This is a genomic window from Trichocoleus sp. ST-U1 (assembly GCF_039961835.1).
In the GTDB taxonomy this organism is placed as follows: Bacteria; Cyanobacteriota; Cyanobacteriia; order Cyanobacteriales; family FACHB-T130; genus FACHB-T130.
The window spans coordinates 1-16,998 of the sequence record NZ_JAMPJZ010000027.1; the positions used below are offsets into that span (position 1 = coordinate 1).

Consider the following 16,998-nt stretch of genomic DNA (forward strand, 5'->3'; position numbering starts at 1 on the left):
ATCCACGACCCTTAATATCAGTCTGAAATTTTAAAGGAATTCCAGAACTTTTGAAATTCTTGCTTAGCCTGCTGATAACTTACCGCTTTCTGGTCTAATACTGCTTTTACAATTTCTTTGTCTTCATACTGCTTTTTCGCTAATTCAAACTCCAGCTTTTTCATCTGATAATCTTGCTTTTTAATTGTCCCTTCAACGGAAGCAACCCAGTTAGTAAAGCCCAAGTTTTGAACTTCCCAATCAGTATTTCCTACCTCAGAGATAGCTTTTTCTCCCAAAGCAGATTTACTTTTTTCCGTCAAAGTGTGAAAACTATTCAACGCCCCCTTAATTTGTGGAAGAACGCGCATTGAATTTTTTACAGAAAACCTTTCATTCAGGGTATAACTAACAGTTTCATCGGGATAAACAGGTTTAAGCTGCAAATCCGATACTTGGGCCGTGTTGGGACTGGCTTGCACCTTCAAACCTGTGACAGGTGCCGCCCTAAGTATCCCAGCGATCGCAATAGATAACATAAAACCACCTGTAGCGGCAGCAATTAAAGAAATATTGTCTTTCATATCTCAGCAGCAGTGCTTATTGGTAATGGATCGTTGGTAATGGGTCATTGTATAAAAAGGTTTCGATTACCCATTACCGATAAAATATTTGACTCTATTCAGGGGATTTTTGGTTCCAATTTTCTCTCCGCAACCGGGGATTCACAAACTCGCTTAATCCTTCTCCCACCAGAGACAACCCTACCACCATCAGCGTCATCGCTAAGCCTGGGAAAAGCGCTGTCCACCAAATGCCAGTAGGCAGAGCATCCAGCGCCTGACGGAGATCGTAGCCCCATTCTGGAACCTGATCGGCAAGCCCTAACCCTAGAAAACCCAAACTGCCCAAAATCAAAATTGCATCGGCAGCATTCAGAGTGAATAATACAGGCACGCTCTGAATCACATTAAGAAACAGGTAGCGAGAGAGAACCCTCCAAGTGTCTGCCCCCATTGCTTGAGCGGCTTCGATGAACAGTTCTGTTTTAACACTAACCGTATGGTTGCGGACGACTCGATAATATTGGGGAATGTAGGAAATGCTGAGCGCGATCGCGGCATTTAAGACCCCTCGTCCCACCACAAACGCCAGCGTCACCGACAGCAACAGCCCCGGTAACGTATAAATTGTATCCATCAAAAATAGCAGCACCCGATCCAACCTACCACCCAAATAACCGCTGACTAAACCCAACGGCACCCCGATGACAAGGCTCAACACGGTTGCCAAGATAACCACTTGCAGCGCCGCTTGGCTCCCAAATAGGGTGCGCGAGAAAACATCGTACCCTTGGCGACTGGTACCAAACCAATGACGCCACGAGGGCGGCTCATGAATCGGATTAGCTAAGGACTCCAAGGGATTTTGCACCCATCCCCAAGCCTGAAATGCGGGAGTGAGAAAAGCTATTAGCACGAACATCAAGGTGATAACAATTCCCACCCGCATCATCTGCATGGAGAGACTGGGACGCCCAGATAAACGTAAAAGTCGAGGTAAGGGAAGTTTTGTCGGGGTCATCAATATATCCTGGCGATGATAAATCGCGGCTACGCCAACCCCCCTTCAGAAGAAGGGAACAGAAAGCGAAGTCCGGATGCTACGCGGACTTCATTTTAAACCCTTGTCTAGCGGGTTTTGTTGGTATAGCTGCGAATTCTATGCGCCTGATTCCTAAAACCCTTGCTAGACATATTGCTCAATCATTTGGCGGAACTGGCTCTTTTGCTTAACGCCTTTCATCTCACCCACTAATTCTTTGTTTTTGAAGAACTGCACTGTAGGCGTTCCGGTAACACCAGCATTCTCGGCAATGTCTCTATCTTCCGCAATGTCAATTTCTACAAAGTGGATTTTGCCATCGAACTCATCCACCACCTTATTTAAGATCGGCTTTAGCGTATGGCAAGGCCCGCAATTGGGCGAGACATATTTGACCATCAGCAGGCGATCGCTATCATGGAATAGCTTCCGCAGCGCATAGCTACCCTCATGCCGCGTCGCTTGCGGGTTAAACGCCGCTTCTGGATTCAGCTCAGCTATCTTATCACCCGGTTCATCTGCCGGTGTATCTGGCTCTTCAGACGTATGTATCTGCTGACGATACTCTTGGAGCAAACCATTAACGGATAGCCATCGTTCCGCCAACATTGCTGCCATACACCCAGTACCCGCCGCAGTAATCGCCTGACGATATTCACGATCCTGGACATCACCCGCAGCAAAGACGCCCTCTACACTCGTCTCCACCGAACCAGGCTTCGTGACGATATAACCAACCTCATCCAATTCCATCTGTCCCTTAAATAGGGAGGTGTTGGGCTGATGACCAACCGCGTAGAACAATCCTTTAACAGGGAGAACACTCTCTTCACCCGTTTGAGTATGTTTGAGCTTAATCCCGGTCATCCGACCATCTTCACCGACAACATCCACAGGCTGAGAGTTCCAGTGAACGGTAATTCTAGGGTTATTCAGCACCCGATCCTGCATCGCTTTACTTGCCCGCATCTTGTCGCCGCGAATCAGCATATGAACGCGATCGCCATACTTAGTCAGGTAAACTGATTCCTCAGCCGCCGAGTCACCCCCACCAACCACAGCCAGTTCCGCACCGTGGAAGATAGGCGTCGCACCATCACAAATCGCGCAAGCCGAGATCCCCCGGCTCCAAAATTCATGCTCGCTGGGCAGCCCTAACCTCTTCGCCGTCGCCCCCGTAGCAATTACAATACTATGAGTTCTAACTTCTCGTTCCTCAGACCGAACAGTAAAAGGACGCTGACTCAAATCCACCGATATCACATCCTCGGTAACTAACTCAGCCCCCCATCTCTCAGCCTGAGCCTTCATCCGATCCATCAATTCTGGTCCGGTAATCCCTTCTGGAAACCCCGGAAAGTTCTCCACTTCCGTCGTGGTCATCAGCTGCCCACCAGGTAGCCCCCCAGCTTGAAAGCCTTCAAACACAAAGGGTTTCAGATTCGCCCGCGCCGCATAGATAGCAGCGGTATATCCCGCAGGGCCAGAACCAATAATCACCAAGTTCTCTACTGTTGGGTTGGTCATGGTAATTATACAAACTCATAACGACTACGCTTAGTCTAGTATAGCGGTTTGGGAGGATGGGGAGGCGATGAGCGTAAGAAACTTTCGCTAGCTGTATATTTTTGCCCATAAATGGGAACCCTTGAAGGGGGAGTGCTGGCATTAACTATATTTTGACCCGCTTCCCAAATGTTTAAAATTCCAGTATCAGGAAGTATTCCGCATGAACGACCAAGCATCAGAGTTACTAGAAAGAATTCGTCAGCAATTTGACTTTGGACCCTATCCCAGAATTCCAATAGATAAATCTCCTAAGGATAATCCTAACTATCTTTTTATTCATAATTTAGTAACACCTTACTACTTAAGAAATCAAAAAATTATAGATACTAAAGAAAAATTAATTTTAGATGCAGGTTGTGGTACTGGCTACAAAACCTTAATATTAGCAGAAGCAAATCCAGGCGCAAAAATAGTTGGCATAGACATATCAGAAGAGTCAATCAAATTAGCACAACAACGCCTAACATATCATGGTTTTGAAAATACAGAGTTTCACATTCTCTCTCTTTATGACTTACCAAAACTACGTTTAAAATTTGACTATATTAATTGTGATGAGCTTCTTTATTTGTTCCCAGATATATCTGTTGGCTTAGCCGCCCTGAAATCTATACTAAAGCCAAAAGGTATTATTCGCAGTAATTTGCATAGTTCCTTGCAAAGATTTACCCATTATCGTACCCAAGAAGTTTTCAAGATGATGGGGCTAATGGATAGTAACCCAGAGGAGATGGAAATAGAAATTGCTGTAGAAACCATGAAGGCTTTAAAAGACGGTGTTGACATAAAAGCTAAAACTTGGAATCCCAGCTATGAAAAAGAAGATGGCAAAGAGGGGGTGTTGATGAACTATCTGTTCCAAGGTGATAAAGGTTACACGATTCCTGATTTGTTCGCTGCTCTGAGAGCAGCAGACCTAGAATTTATCAGCATGGTGAACTGGCGACACTGGGATGTCACTGACTTATTTAATGAGCCAGAAAATTTGCCAGCTTTTTGGGGGATGAGTTTACCAGAAGTTTCTACAGAGGAACGGCTGCATCTTTTTGAACTTATGCACCCAGTTCATCGGTTGTTGGATTTTTGGTGCGGTCATTCGAGTCACGCAGACTCGTTCACGCCAGTTGAACAGTGGGAATTATCGGATTGGCAAGCCGCTAAGGTACATCTACATCCTCAACTAAGGACTTCTCAGGTCAAGGAAGACCTTCTAAAGTGCCTTGTGGAGCAGAAAGCTTTTGAAATTAGCGGTTATGTCACCCACCCAGCTATGGCTCCTGTCCAGATAGACAGTAGTATACTAATTTGCTTGCTACCCCTGTGGGAAGAGCCAAAGCCTGTTAAATTTCTGACGGAACGCTGGCTTAAGGTAAAACCGCTGAACCCTGTAACCTTGGAACCTGTGACCTTCATGGAAGCCCTCAACGAAGTGAAAGAACTTCTCAGCAAGCTAGATTTCTTTCGCTATGTACTTTTAGAACTATCTGCGTAAGAGCTTTGGAAACGGTAACCAAAATTTTTTGCGGAGGATGATATGAAATTGATCGGATGTGGGTAAGTTACATCTAGGAGTACAAGTCAAGCATCCCCCACCCCAAGGAGAAACGCTCATGAAGACCGAACTGAAAGCCAAATTTCTGCAACACCTCAACCAGAAAAAGCAGGACGAAGGTTTCACCCTGATTGAACTACTCGTCGTTATCATCATTATCGGTATTCTGGCTGCCATTGCTCTGCCGTCCTTCCTTAGCCAAGCCAACAAGGGCAAGCAGTCTGAAGCCAAGACTTACGTCGGTTCCCTGAATAAAGCTCAGCAGGCAAACTTCACGGAAAAAAGCGTTTTCATCGGTGGTGGTTCGGCAGCTATCCCGGCTTCGGGCATTGGCATCAAAACCCAAACTGTCAACTATATATACGGTGCATCTACCGCTGGTGCAGGCACTGGTTCATACGCGTCAAGCTATTCTAGTATACCTTCCAACATTACTGCACCTCTGAAAAACTATACTGGCTATGTATCCCTGATTCTGGCTGGTACTGGCACTGCTGCTGGTGCTGGTGAGTACACAAGCGTTGCCGTTTTGTGTGAGAGCAAAACAGCTGGCGGTTTTGGTACAACTCCCCTCGTTGGTACTGGTACTGCTGCTGGTGCCGGATGCAATACTAACCAAGTTCAAGTTGGTGGTACACAGTAATTACTATCCAACAAATACCTGCATGACGGAAACAGTAGGTTGAACTTGACAAAATAAGTGGGTGGTATAGATTTACCCACCCACTTATTTTTTAAGAATTCGGACTTAAAATAAACATACGTTAGTTAATACTAAAATTTAAAATTTTATGACTTCTTCACAAGTTGTAACAACTGCTACGGATTGGCAAAAACAAGCAAATCAATACCTACTTCAAGGATTTTATAGCAAAGCAGCAGACCTTTACGAGACAGCAATTTCAGTTGAACCTGAAGTAAAGGCTTATTACTGGCTTTTGGGATTAATGCTTCTGTTGCAGGGGCAGGAAGCTGAGGCTCAGACAACTTGGATGCTGGGAATTGCAGAGGGAGAACTAGAAGAAATAGAGCTGTGGACAGCGGAATTGGTTCAAGTTCTGCTAACAGAAGCAGAGCGACGAGAAGTTATTGAAGATTATCAAATTGCCTGGGCTATCCGCCAACATATCCGGGAAATTGCTCCAACAGATGCTAACAATATCTTACATATTATTTTACTTTCTATTCAACTGGAAAACTTTACAGGTAAAGATATAACAGAATCAGGAATCATTGAGTTGTTGCAGGAAAAGGAATGCAATGTAGAGTTTAATTTATTGCAACAAGTTTTAGTAAGCCTTATGACTTATGCCTATGCTGACCCGGCAGTTCTCGCATTTACTGAGGCTTGCATAAACTATGGTAATGAGCCTCAAACAATAATTGATATTGTGATACTTACTTGTATAAAAATTGCTTACTCTGGAAACCAACCTAAAATAGCATCGCGCTATGCTGAATTGTGTCTAGATAGATGTAATAACCTTCCTCAGATTCAGTCGCAGCTAACAGTTTTTTATCAAAACTGTTATGAATACGATAAAGGTATAGAAACAGCAAAGCACTGCTATGAGTCATCTACATCTTTACTAGAAAAGGTTTACAGCAATTACCTAATAATTAGAGCATTGATGTCTGCATCGGGGTATTGGGAAGAATCGTGTTTGACATTTGCATTACATAAAGAACTGCTGCTTTCACTTATAAAAGAATGGCCACTAAATATAAACGTAGACTATTTACCATCTCTTTTGGTCACACCATTTTTTGCCCCATACTTCAAAGATGACCTTCCTAATAATCGCTTGATTCAAAATAAGATTGCTCAGATTTGCTATGAAAATCATCAAAAATCAATAAAAGAAGCAGCAAGAGTAGAAGAAAATCAAAAGGTGCCTTCTACTCAAATATTAACTAAAAAGAAAAAAGTTCTCAAAATTGGCTATGTTTCTCAATGCCTAAGAAGACACTCGGTAGGCTGGATATCTCGCTGGCTATTTAAGCATCACGATCGGGAACGGTTCCAAATTCACACTTATCTGGTAGGCTATTTATCGATTGATGATTTTACTCAAAATTGGTTTGTTGGTAACAGCGATCGTGCTTACCGTGCTGATGTTCTCGGCTTAGAAATTCTTAAGCAAATGGAGGAGGATGAACTTGATATTCTAGTCGATCTCGATAGTATTACATCTGGGCATACGTGTCAAATTTTTAACAGAAAGCTTGCTCCAATTCAAGTAAGTTGGTTAGGATGGGATGCTTCAGGGTTACCATCCATTGACTACTTTATTGCAGATCCTTATGTTCTGCCTGATTATGCTCAGGAACACTATACAGAAACTATTTGGCGGCTGCCCAATACCTATGTCGCAGTTGATGGGTTTGAAGTAGCTGCGCCTACTCTGCGGCGCGATCAGCTAGATATTCCCAATGATGCTGTTGTGTACTTTGTTGCACAGAAGGGGTATAAACGGAACCCCGATAATGTACGACTACAGATGAGGATTCTCAAAGAAGTACCGAATAGCTATTTTCTGATCAAAGGCCCATCTGATGAAAAATCTTCACGAACTTTTTTTGAAAAGATTGCTGTAGAGGAGGGTGTGAATTGCGCTCGCCTGAAATTTATGCCAATTGACATTTCAGAAGAAGTTCATCGAGCTAACCTGGGTGTTGCTGATGTGGTACTGGATACTTATCCCTACAACGGAGCTACAACTACTCTAGAAACACTCTGGATGGGTATTCCTTTGGTAACGCGAGTGGGTGAGCAATTTTCTGCACGTAACAGCTACGGCATGATGATAAATGCAGGTATAACAGAAGGTATCGCTTGGACGGATGAAGAATATGTAGAATGGGGAGTTCGTTTAGGGAAAGATGCAGTTTTGCGGCAACAAGTTGCTTGGAAACTGAAACAATCGCGGCAAACAGCTCCTTTGTGGAATGCTAAGCAGTTCACCCGCGAAATGGAAAAGGCTTACGAGCAGATGTGGGAAAAGTATACTCAAGGCAATCGTACTTAAGCAAGCAAACCTTGAACATCGCCACTAACGCGATCGCGAATTTTTTCCACAATAGGCAAGGAACCTAATCCTTGCTGTATCAGCCCAGGAAATTGAGCCAAACTCTCAATGATATTGTTAGCAAAATTATAATTTGCATCAGTTCCATATTGCAGAGTCAAATACTCCAATAGTTCCAGAGCATAATCTGGAAAATTCATTATATCGGCCATGCAAGCTAACTTAAAAATTTGCTTTGGTGTTTTTAAAGGGATACTGATATCCTCTCTAATCAAATCTCGGAAGTAAAACGCATCTGCCCAAAGTAATTGTCCAGCACGAACTCTTGAATGAATAGGTGATCGCGCACGAGTACGATAAGAAGTAGCTAAGTCAAATAATGTAAAGCCTTTTTTTCGGAGATAAGTGTCTACATCCGCAAACAAAGGCTGTTTATCGTATAAATGAGAAAATTCAACTTCAACTTGAACAGCCAGAGTACTGCGTTTTAATATCTCAGAAGCTCCTTCCAAAACTTGCAGATCCGCACCCTGAACATCAACCTGAAGAAAATCAATCTCTTGGATTCCCTCTGTTTGACAAAAAGCATCTAAAGTTGTGGTTTCAATTTCTAGAGTAAAATCTAAATTTACTAACTCTGGAAGTCCGCCAAACCTAGCTAAGTATGGTTCATTGGGTGGATATAAGGAACTACACATGGGATGTTTGGTTACATAGAGTGTAGACTCTCCTACAGAATTTCCCAGTGCTAAGGGAATGTGTTTTTCTGTCCAATTTATTTGTCTAGCTTCAAGCTCAGCGTTCGCTTCATCACAAGCATCTACATCTGCATCGAATCCGTATATAGTGAGCCGAGGTGCAAAGATATCCCAGCCAAGGCTGGTGTAGTCATCGTGACTTCCTAATTTACGAGAACCAACATTACATATAGTTAGATGGAGCTGATTCAAGTGACCGCTTTTCTTTAAACTGGAAAGAAAAACTGACATTTTATATTCCTCGCTTTTGAGTGTTTAATAATTATTAACGACTGAGGTTTTATAATTCCTGGGTGTGCAAAGCAATTATATTCAATTTACCTTGCAAATCTTCAGCAGAATTAACTGGAATAAGCTGCTGTAGGTAAGGCTGATATCGAAATAGTTGATAGCCTCTGGATGTCAGAAAATCGGCAACAGCTAGATTACTGCTTTTACTACCTGCAATATTTTCGTAAAGTATAGCAGGAGTAAATTCGCTGAGAATCTGGCTGCTTCCCTCTAACACTTTCATTTCATGTCCTTCAGCATCAATTTTCAATAAATCAACCTGCTTGACATGTTCGCGTTCAATTAGACTGTCAAGAGAAAAGCAGTCAATTTCCTCAAAATTACCATGCTGGTTTGTTGCTTCTGCATCACTAGAAACTATTTCGTTAAGTTCACTAGCAGCATGGAGAGACAATCGGGCTGTGCCATTGCGATCGCTTGCTGCTCCTGCACAAACTTTAACCCAACTTAAGTCATTAACTTTACAGGTTTCTTGCAAACAACGAACGCAGCCTGAAAAAGGTTCAACAGCTAGTACGCATCCTTCCGCTCCCACCTTTAAAGCAGCGCTGAAAGTATATACTCCTACATTCGCACCCACATCGATAACCGTCATACCGGGTTTTATCCAGTTTCGCCAAAACTCCATTTCTTTCTCGAACCAGTCTCCTTCAGCAATCAGTACGCTGGTTACAATACTGCGTAAACTTGGTTCAACCGCTAATAATAATTTGCCCTCGAAAGGTACATAAGTTAGTAAACTGTCAGCTTCTTTATTAGTCCATTTCCACTCTACAGAACCTGGCATTTTCTTGCTGATATTTCGCCCAATTTCTAGCCATAAACCAGCAGGTTCTATCTGTTGTATATCTCGATAAGCTAAATGTAGCGCTTGCAGCATAATTGCCGAATTTGCTGCTTTTTGCCTAGCGCGGTTTAAATACAAGAGTCCTTCCCATTGATTATTCATCAAACTAGAAATTCCCAGTTTTAGATTAACTGCAAGGGAATCGGGTGATAGTTGAGCAGCTAAATTTAATAATCGTAGTCCTGTTTTATTGTAAAAGACGAGAGTTGCCCAACACAAAATTTCACTGAATAACAACAGTGCTTGAGAATAGCCATCTTCAATTTGCAGAATTTGAGCTAGTTTCTCATACTGGAAATCTATTAAGCTAGTGGGAGTAGGAGGTAGATATACTATACCTAGAGCAATTGGTTTATCATTGATATAAGCAGGCTGGAGGGTAGCAACAAAGGTAGAAAAAGCTGTCTGCATCGCTTGTTCGCTTTCTCCAATCATGGCTAGGACTAGAGCCAGATGAGCTGTGCAGAGGGGATTACCATCCAACTCTGCCCCCCTATTTAAGGCCTCTAAAGCCATCTCAACATAAAGCGAACGCACAGATGGCTCGTGAGACTGTTCTGCCTCAATGAGTGCCACTACTGCAATATTATTTAAATCTAAGGCGGATGTGGGGTCATCCCAAGAAGTACCATCAAGAATGGTGTTTATACGCGATCGCACATTTGAATCGAGGCAAATACAAGCCTTTTCGAGATATTTCCAATATGCATCAGCAGAAGCCAAAGAAGTTGCCATACTCCAACTCAGTTTTTATCATTTCTTATCAAAGTTAGACTATCATCATCTTAAACTAATATACTTCTAGAAGAAAATATCATATTTATTATAAAAACTTAATCAATCTTATTATATTATTTATACAGCTACAAACGATAAAGAAAAAACTTTAAACTTTTAAAAGACTAGTTATACTTTTTTACTTTTAAGCAGGTGATATAAATGCTTTCTCGATTTCGTCAAAGCTTCAGTCAACTAGTAGGTGCGTCCTTCTTAGCCCTGCTGTGTGTTTTGGCAATTGGAGTATTACAGATACCTCAATTAAATAAACTAAGTTCAAAAGCAAAAATTGCCTCAGCAGAAGAACTAGAAAAAGAAGTAGAAGCAGAAAACATCCGTCTCAATTTGCTCCAGAAATTTCCGGACTTTGGATTTGATAATCTTTTGGCCGACTGGGTATTTCTTGGATTTGCACAGTATTTTGGTGATGATGAAGTTCGTAAAGTTACTGGCTATACCCTCAGCCCAGAATATTTTGAAATAATAGTAAACCGCGATCCCAGATTTCGGGAAGCGTATCTTTTTCTTTCAGCTAGTAGTTCTTTATACGCAGCGCTGCCAGAACGATCTGTTGCTTTGATGGAAAAAGGGCTAAAGTCACTTACTCCTCAAGTTCCACCCAAGTCTTATTTTATTTGGCGTTACAAAGGGATGGACGAATTGTTGTTTTTAGGAAATGCTCAAGCGGCAAGGCAATCCTTTGAGAAGGCAGTGGAATGGGCGAAGGTTTATTCCGATCCAGAAAGCAAATCAGTAGCAGAAATTTCTCGCCAAACATCTGAGTTTTTAGTTCGCAACCCTAATAGCAGAAAGGCTCAAGTGTCTGGCTGGATTTTGGTGTTAACAAATCCAGTTATTGACGATCGCACGCGCAAGATTGCTATCAGTCGGATTGAGGCGCTGGGTGGTAAAGTCATTATTACGCCGGAAGGCGGAGTGCAGGTTCAGCTACCGGAGCAAGATTAAGGGATACCGCGCAGGTAGACTTTACCAGAAGAGATGAGATCGCTCTCTTTAACTTTCCTTCGTAGGTGTTAAAAACAAAACTGCCCCACAGCAAGACTGCTGTAGAGCAAGAGGACAGTTAAACGCTTACTCTAGTTTCCAGAAATCTAGCACCCATTGACTTGCCCTGTGTGACGGTATTTACAGTGTCCATTGAGAGAAATTAAAGGCGCGATAGGCTGCAATCCTGCTTGACTGACAAAATTAAGAAGCAGGAATGCGGGTGAGGACCGTAAATTCACGCTTGCAGGATTCATCGTATTGTCGCTTGGAAGCAAGGGCAGGTTGCGGGTCAGGTGCACCAGGGAGAAACGGAGCAACCTGAATTTTCCATTGCTGTGTAATGGCAAGGCGAATCCAGTTCCAACCCAGTTTGAGGTAACTCATCCCTCGTTGCCAGTGAGCATCGACTTGACGACGCTTGCCTGATACAACGACTTGCACTCCTTGTAATACCAGAAATAACATTGTTAAGGCAATGACAGCGCACAACTGAGACAGGGCAAACTTGTCCCGCAGCCTTGACGCTTCCAGTTTTAACCCGTTCGACTTAATGTCCAAAAACGATTCTTCCACCTGAAACCTCAAGCGATATTGGGCAAAAGTTTGCAGGGTGGTTGGTTCGTCACTCACAATCACCCAGGTTTCATTACTTTGCTTATCATGGGCAAATGCAAGATAGACGCTCGAATAGGGCTTGGTTTTGCCGACTGCAACCCCAGGAGTGAAGTAGGCTTGCCCCGGTTGCAACGCCACCGACGATACTTTGCGCCACTGCCCCTTAAGTTGAAACTGGAATGAGCGCTTAATGCGAATCCGAAAATGCCAACCCAGGGTTTCTTTGAGGTACTTCATCAACTTGCCATTGCTCAAAGCCCCGGTCTGCTAACAGGACAACGGCTACGCCAGGGGGCATCACTCGTGCCGCTTGCCGCAGCACCCGTTGAAGCGTCCACAACCGTACCTTACTGCTCGATTGCGCCACCACTCGCCAAGCTACCGGAACCGTTCTGCCCCGATACACCACCCCAATCCAGACGATGCAGAAACAATTCCACACTACGGTTGTGTCCAAGCTCAGATACAGTCGTTGGCTCTTCCACTGGCAGAGAGCTTGCTTGATGAGGGCATGATGGGCTGAAACAACATCAATTCGTCGATTCGATAACCAACGCCGAAACCGTGGTTGGTGCGACTGAGCAACTTTAGCCCGACTGATGACATACACCTCAAATCTATTGAGATGAACATTTTGGCTTTGAATTATGCCAATCATCATCCAACAGAGCGTTTGCAGATGGCGCACATCTTGCCACGGAATCTCACATTGACCCAGATAAGGACACAACGCATCAGAAAGACGGGAAGTAGGTGACATTGATTTGACCGATTAGTGTGGTAACTCATCAGCTTAAATCAAGCTCTGCTTCCCTCCTAGCTTTTGTTCCAGTCCCATGCCCTTTTGTCAGTCAATCAGCGCTGCAATCTATGGTTTGTGCCTACTAAAGGCAAGACAGAAGCTGATGGAGGCGTTGGCTAAAAAGATGGATGTAGCAACAAACGATTTAGTATCAAGCCTAAACCAAACCCGCTCCAAGATACGGCAACGAGAATCCAAAAAGCTTGCAGTGCATTGAATTTAGCAGTTTGAAGGTCTAGTCTAGCTAGGGCACCTGCTGAGAGTAGAACAAAAATATTGGCAAAAATATTAATCCAGGTGAGGATAAAGACCCCAGCCAAAGCTCCGGTTATGACTGAAAGGAAGGCTCTAGTATCGGAATTCATCCAACGGGCAAAAAAGATTCTTAAGAGCCTGATAGGAGCCGTTAAAACCAAAGCTATCAACAAGGCTACTCCTATCTCTAACAGCAAAATCTCCCAGGTATATGTAAAGGAAAACAACCAGCCGTATACGCAATAAGTACCCAGAAGCAACGCCAGGGTTGCCCTAGGCAATCTTTTCAGGAAAGACATTCCATTCGTTGCGCTCCTTTTGGCGTATCAATCTTGTACCAAGAGTCTACACTGAGCTAGCAAACTATGGTCTCCTTTTTAGGCTTTTTTTAGGCTGGGGAGATTTTTGTCTTTTGGGCGATCGCGCAAGATACTACTGCGCCTGCAACTTTGTCCTACGCATTCGTAAGCGATCTTCTTGTGCGATCGCAATCACAGAAGAAGATGATTGATATCGTTCTCCCTGTATGGCTGAGTGGTCATACTAAGAGACGACTGAACTCTAGCCGAGTCATCAATAGGGAACACACGACCAGCCGACAGATTCTGTAGAGAGACTGTCGGTTTTTTGTCGTTACAAGCATGTCGCTACAAGCATAAAGACAAGAAGTGAAGAAGAATCTTTCTTCTTCACCCGCGCTCGCATGTTCTGTTTGATAGCGATAGAATCAGGACATGGCTTGAATAATGTAGTCGAAATAAGGAGCCGCGGCTATTGCATCGTCCTCGCTAAGTAAGTCGAGGGAGGCTTTTTTCAAGCAACGGATAGATTCAGCCATGCCTGGGACAGGAACGCCGAGGGAATTGTACATTTCCCGCACGCCAATCAAACCAATTTTTTCAATCGGTTCCTTGTCACCGGACAGAACTCCGTAGGTAATTAGACGCAAGTACCAGCCGTAATCCCGCAGGCACAGCGCCCGTTGCCGCTCCCCGTAGGCATTTCCCCCTGGCGCAATGAAGTCCGGGCGTTTTTGCCAGAGCTGCTTACTGGCTTCTTGAACAATTTTTTTCTCATTTTCAGCCAGCGTGTTGGCGATACGCACCCGCTGTGCGCCAGTTTGCAAAAAGTCTTTGATGCTGTTGAGTTCGCCACTACTGGGGTAACGAAGTTCGTCGTCTGCTTTGAGAATAACTTGGCTAACTACACTCATGATTATCGGGATGATTCAGAATATCATTCGTAGTTTAACGAGTCCGTGGGACACAAATAAAGAGACAGAGATAATATGTCACTAACAAAATCACTAAATACAGGTTCTAGCGAGGCGGGTGAAGACCTTTGGCAACAAGGTCAACTGGTGGAAATAATCATCAGCGATCTTAGTGACAGCGGTGACGGAGTGGGTCGTTTGGGAGGTCGGGTAGTTTTTGTCCCGGATACGGTTCCGGGCGATCGCGTTCGCGTGCGCTTAGTGCGAGTCAAACCTCAATATGCCCACGGCAAATTGGACGAGATTTTGGAAGCATCTAGCGATCGCATCCGTCCATCCTGCATTGTGGCAGATAAGTGCGGGGGCTGTCAGTGGCAGCATATTGACTACCAACACCAGCTAGAAGCCAAGAGAAATCAGGTAATCCAAGCCCTAGAACGCATTGGCGGGATCGCCCAGCCAACGGTCGATCCCGTCCTAGCCGCTGCCGATCCGTTGGGCTATCGCAACAAAGCGACCTATCCGGTAAAACGGTCATCTACGGGTCAAGTCCAAGCAGGTTATTACCAAAAAGGCAGCCACCACCTGATTAACTTGAATCAATGCCCGGTTCAAGACTCGCGTTTGAATCCCTTGCTGGCAGAAGTCAAGCAAGACATCCAGGAGCGGGGTTGGGGAATTTATGATGAAAAACTTCACCGAGGGAAAATCCGTCATTTGGGGCTGCGGATTGGGCGACGCACGGGCGAAATATTGCTAACCTTGGTCGTCAAAGATTGGAATCTTGCCGGGATCGATGCTCAAGCTCAGGAGTGGTTAACTCAGTACCCCCAGCTAGTGGGCGTCTCGCTGAACTGCAATCCCGATCGCACCAATGCAATTTTTGGCAGGGAAACCCGCTGTATCGCCGGACAACCTTACTTGCTTGAGGAATTCGCGGGTTTACAGTTCCAAGTGCGTCCCGACACCTTTTTTCAAGTTTATACAGAGCAAGCTGAAGCGCTGTTACAGGCGATCGCTGATGAACTGAATCTGCAAGGCAATGAGGTGCTAGTAGATGCCTACTGCGGCATTGGCACGTTAACCTTGCCGTTGGCGCAGAAGGTAAAGCAGGCAATTGGCTTGGAGATGCAGCCAGAAGCAGTCGAGCAAGCGACTCTCAATGCCCAATTGAATAACATCACGAATGTAAAGTTTTATACGGGAACCGTAGAGACGTTGTTGCCCACGCTGGACGTGAAGCCAGATATTGTATTGCTCGATCCCCCGCGGCAGGGATGCGTTAGCTCAGGGCGTCCGAAGGACGGTCGCGATGTCTTAGAAACCCTTTTAGAAATTCAGCCGAGTCGGATTGTCTACGTTAGTTGTAAACCCGCTACCCTAGCTCGCGATCTTAAATTATTGTGTCAATCGGGTGCCTATAAGCTAACCCGCGTACAACCTGCTGACTTCTTTCCCCAAACGTCTCACGTTGAATGTGCCGCCGTTCTTGTACGCCAATGACGGCCCTCTGTAGTGTACTTGACTGAGGTTCGGGGTGGCTTTTTTAGAAGATTTTGTTACAATAGAGAAAGTGGTTTATCCTACAACTTTTAGGATAGAAAGCACTCCTCTAGAGGTCAGAAGTTAGCAAGTTATTCGTATCCGTCAGAAAGCTAGCAATTTGCCAAGTAATCTAACGGAAAAATGTAGTTGGTATCCTCGATTAAAAAAAGAGAGTACCGGACAAATACGCAATGATTAATGCTTGGCGATAGGTGTACTTAAGCCTGGACATCATCTCGAATCTACGTGATTCCTCTGATTGTACGCAAGAGATGTTGTACGCATAAGATGAGTCCAAAACTACTCGTATCAAAGCTGTATAGCGCTACGCGCATACCCTTCGGCATCTGACTGTTAATTCTATTGAATGAAAGTCTAGAGGTTTTTTGAGTGATTGCTATCTCACAGCGTCCGGTAAGGCGAACTTGGGGCACGATAAGCTTCGCTTCTACCCTCTACCTTTGTCCCGTTCTGGATCTTCTGTTAGCTCAGATTCCATCCCGGTGGCAAGCAGAAATTCGGCTAGGGCTGCAAGAGGCGCTAGTCAATGCGGCAAAACACGGCAATAAGCTCGATCCCAGTAAGACCGTGTCCGTCCGCTTTTCGATGGTAGAAGGACAATATTGGTGGGTAATTTCAGACGAAGGAACGGGCTTTTCTCCCCCCTGTGATTGCCATTCTGACCCCGAACAACATCTCCCTGACGACGAAGCAGAAAGCGGCAGAGGCATGTGTATCCTCCACCAAATCTTCGATCAAGTCCACTGGAACCACCAGGGAACGGAACTCAGACTCTGCAAGCAAGTCAGAAATCGCTTCCGGCAACCCCTGCTTTTCTAACGGTTGTGTCCATGAGTTGGGCAAGGCGGTGCTGAGATAGACTTGTCCAGCCAGCCAGAAGCCTGCTGAAAGCGCACCAACGCTTCTTCCGGTTGATCTTTCAGGAGGAATACCAGTGCGGCGATAGCTTGTTCGCCAGCGCGAACTTTGCGGTTAGATTTGAGCCGATGCCAATCATTCGGTTGAATACTCAAGCGTTCTGCCAGAGCTTGAGCGAGTTCCAGGGTACTCAGTTCGTTCAAGTCAGAGGTTTTAGAAAGCTGGGTCGGTTGAGACATACTGAAGATAGACTCGCATTTATCCCTACTCTACT

16 protein-coding genes are annotated in these 16,998 nt (G+C 44.6%); 6 read left to right on the plus strand and 10 right to left on the minus strand.

The window, feature by feature from the left end:
- Positions 1-17: 17 nt before the first annotated feature.
- The 3 genes from NDA06_RS12130 to trxB all read right to left on the minus strand — a co-directional run bounded on the left by NDA06_RS12130 (position 18) and on the right by trxB (position 3,111).
- Positions 18-563: a hypothetical protein gene (locus tag NDA06_RS12130; RefSeq protein WP_190439885.1), complete on the minus strand. Its 546-nt coding sequence runs from the start codon at positions 561-563 to the stop codon at positions 18-20.
- A 94-nt stretch (positions 564-657) separates the two neighbouring features.
- Positions 658-1,563: an ABC transporter permease gene (locus tag NDA06_RS12135; RefSeq protein ID WP_190426687.1), complete on the minus strand. Its 906-nt coding sequence runs from the start codon at positions 1,561-1,563 to the stop codon at positions 658-660.
- 165 nt (positions 1,564-1,728) lie between these two features.
- Positions 1,729-3,111 carry a thioredoxin-disulfide reductase gene (gene trxB / locus NDA06_RS12140; RefSeq protein ID WP_190986633.1) on the minus strand — a complete coding sequence of 461 codons (1,383 nt, stop codon included), beginning with the start codon at positions 3,109-3,111 and terminating at the stop codon, positions 1,729-1,731.
- A 202-nt stretch (positions 3,112-3,313) separates the two neighbouring features.
- On the opposite strand from trxB, the gene NDA06_RS12145 reads away from it, so the two are divergent.
- The 3 genes from NDA06_RS12145 to NDA06_RS12155 all read left to right on the plus strand — a co-directional run bounded on the left by NDA06_RS12145 (position 3,314) and on the right by NDA06_RS12155 (position 7,734).
- Positions 3,314-4,645 (plus strand): class I SAM-dependent methyltransferase, encoded by a 1,332-nt coding sequence (locus NDA06_RS12145; RefSeq protein WP_190527779.1) that lies wholly within the window; start codon positions 3,314-3,316, stop codon positions 4,643-4,645.
- A gap of 118 nt (positions 4,646-4,763) precedes the next feature.
- On the plus strand, positions 4,764-5,348 hold the full coding sequence (locus NDA06_RS12150; protein ID WP_190527781.1) for a type IV pilin-like G/H family protein: 585 nt from the start codon (positions 4,764-4,766) through the stop codon (positions 5,346-5,348).
- Between the two features lie 148 nt (positions 5,349-5,496).
- The gene (locus NDA06_RS12155) at positions 5,497-7,734 is read left to right on the plus strand and encodes an O-linked N-acetylglucosamine transferase, SPINDLY family protein (RefSeq protein WP_190536183.1); all 2,238 of its coding nucleotides are present in this window, start codon (positions 5,497-5,499) and stop codon (positions 7,732-7,734) included.
- Here NDA06_RS12155 and NDA06_RS12160 read toward each other — a convergent pair.
- On the minus strand, positions 7,731-8,723 hold the full coding sequence (locus NDA06_RS12160; protein ID WP_190527786.1) for an FkbM family methyltransferase: 993 nt from the start codon (positions 8,721-8,723) through the stop codon (positions 7,731-7,733). The genes NDA06_RS12155 and NDA06_RS12160 overlap by 4 nt on opposite strands.
- 49 nt (positions 8,724-8,772) lie before the next feature.
- Positions 8,773-10,365, minus strand: coding sequence for an FkbM family methyltransferase (locus NDA06_RS12165; protein WP_190986632.1), 1,593 nt, complete (start codon positions 10,363-10,365; stop codon positions 8,773-8,775).
- Positions 10,366-10,569: 204 nt separating this feature from the next.
- Here NDA06_RS12165 and NDA06_RS12170 point away from each other — a divergent pair, with 204 nt between their 5' ends.
- Positions 10,570-11,373, plus strand: coding sequence for a hypothetical protein (locus NDA06_RS12170; RefSeq protein WP_190527790.1), 804 nt, complete (start codon positions 10,570-10,572; stop codon positions 11,371-11,373).
- Between the two features lie 243 nt (positions 11,374-11,616).
- Here NDA06_RS12170 and NDA06_RS12175 read toward each other — a convergent pair whose 3' ends face one another.
- From NDA06_RS12175 to apcD, 4 genes are all read right to left on the minus strand, one after another.
- Positions 11,617-12,267, minus strand: a complete 651-nt coding sequence (locus NDA06_RS12175; protein ID WP_199300601.1) for a transposase — start codon at positions 12,265-12,267, stop codon at positions 11,617-11,619.
- Entirely contained in the window at positions 12,218-12,790 is a 573-nt protein-coding gene (locus NDA06_RS12180; RefSeq protein ID WP_190986631.1) for a hypothetical protein, read from the minus strand. Before NDA06_RS12180 ends, NDA06_RS12175 begins: the two co-directional genes overlap by 50 nt.
- Before the next feature lie 158 nt (positions 12,791-12,948).
- Positions 12,949-13,386 carry a hypothetical protein gene (locus tag NDA06_RS12185; protein ID WP_190429045.1) on the minus strand — a complete coding sequence of 146 codons (438 nt, stop codon included), beginning with the start codon at positions 13,384-13,386 and terminating at the stop codon, positions 12,949-12,951.
- 428 nt (positions 13,387-13,814) lie between these two features.
- Positions 13,815-14,300 carry an allophycocyanin subunit alpha-B gene (gene apcD, locus NDA06_RS12190; RefSeq protein ID WP_190429046.1) on the minus strand — a complete coding sequence of 162 codons (486 nt, stop codon included), beginning with the start codon at positions 14,298-14,300 and terminating at the stop codon, positions 13,815-13,817.
- 75 nt (positions 14,301-14,375) lie between these two features.
- Between apcD and rlmD the strand changes: the two genes are divergently transcribed.
- Entirely contained in the window at positions 14,376-15,803 is a 1,428-nt protein-coding gene (gene rlmD / locus NDA06_RS12195) for a 23S rRNA (uracil(1939)-C(5))-methyltransferase RlmD (protein WP_190986630.1), read from the plus strand.
- Between the two features lie 432 nt (positions 15,804-16,235).
- A complete protein-coding gene (locus NDA06_RS12200) occupies positions 16,236-16,685 on the plus strand; it encodes an ATP-binding protein (RefSeq protein WP_190427744.1) in 450 nt (149 codons plus the stop codon).
- Here the strand turns inward: NDA06_RS12200 and NDA06_RS12205 are convergent.
- The gene (locus tag NDA06_RS12205; RefSeq protein ID WP_190427741.1) at positions 16,682-16,963 is read right to left on the minus strand and encodes a DUF6439 family protein; all 282 of its coding nucleotides are present in this window, start codon (positions 16,961-16,963) and stop codon (positions 16,682-16,684) included. The genes NDA06_RS12200 and NDA06_RS12205 overlap by 4 nt on opposite strands.
- Positions 16,964-16,998 lie beyond the last annotated feature (35 nt).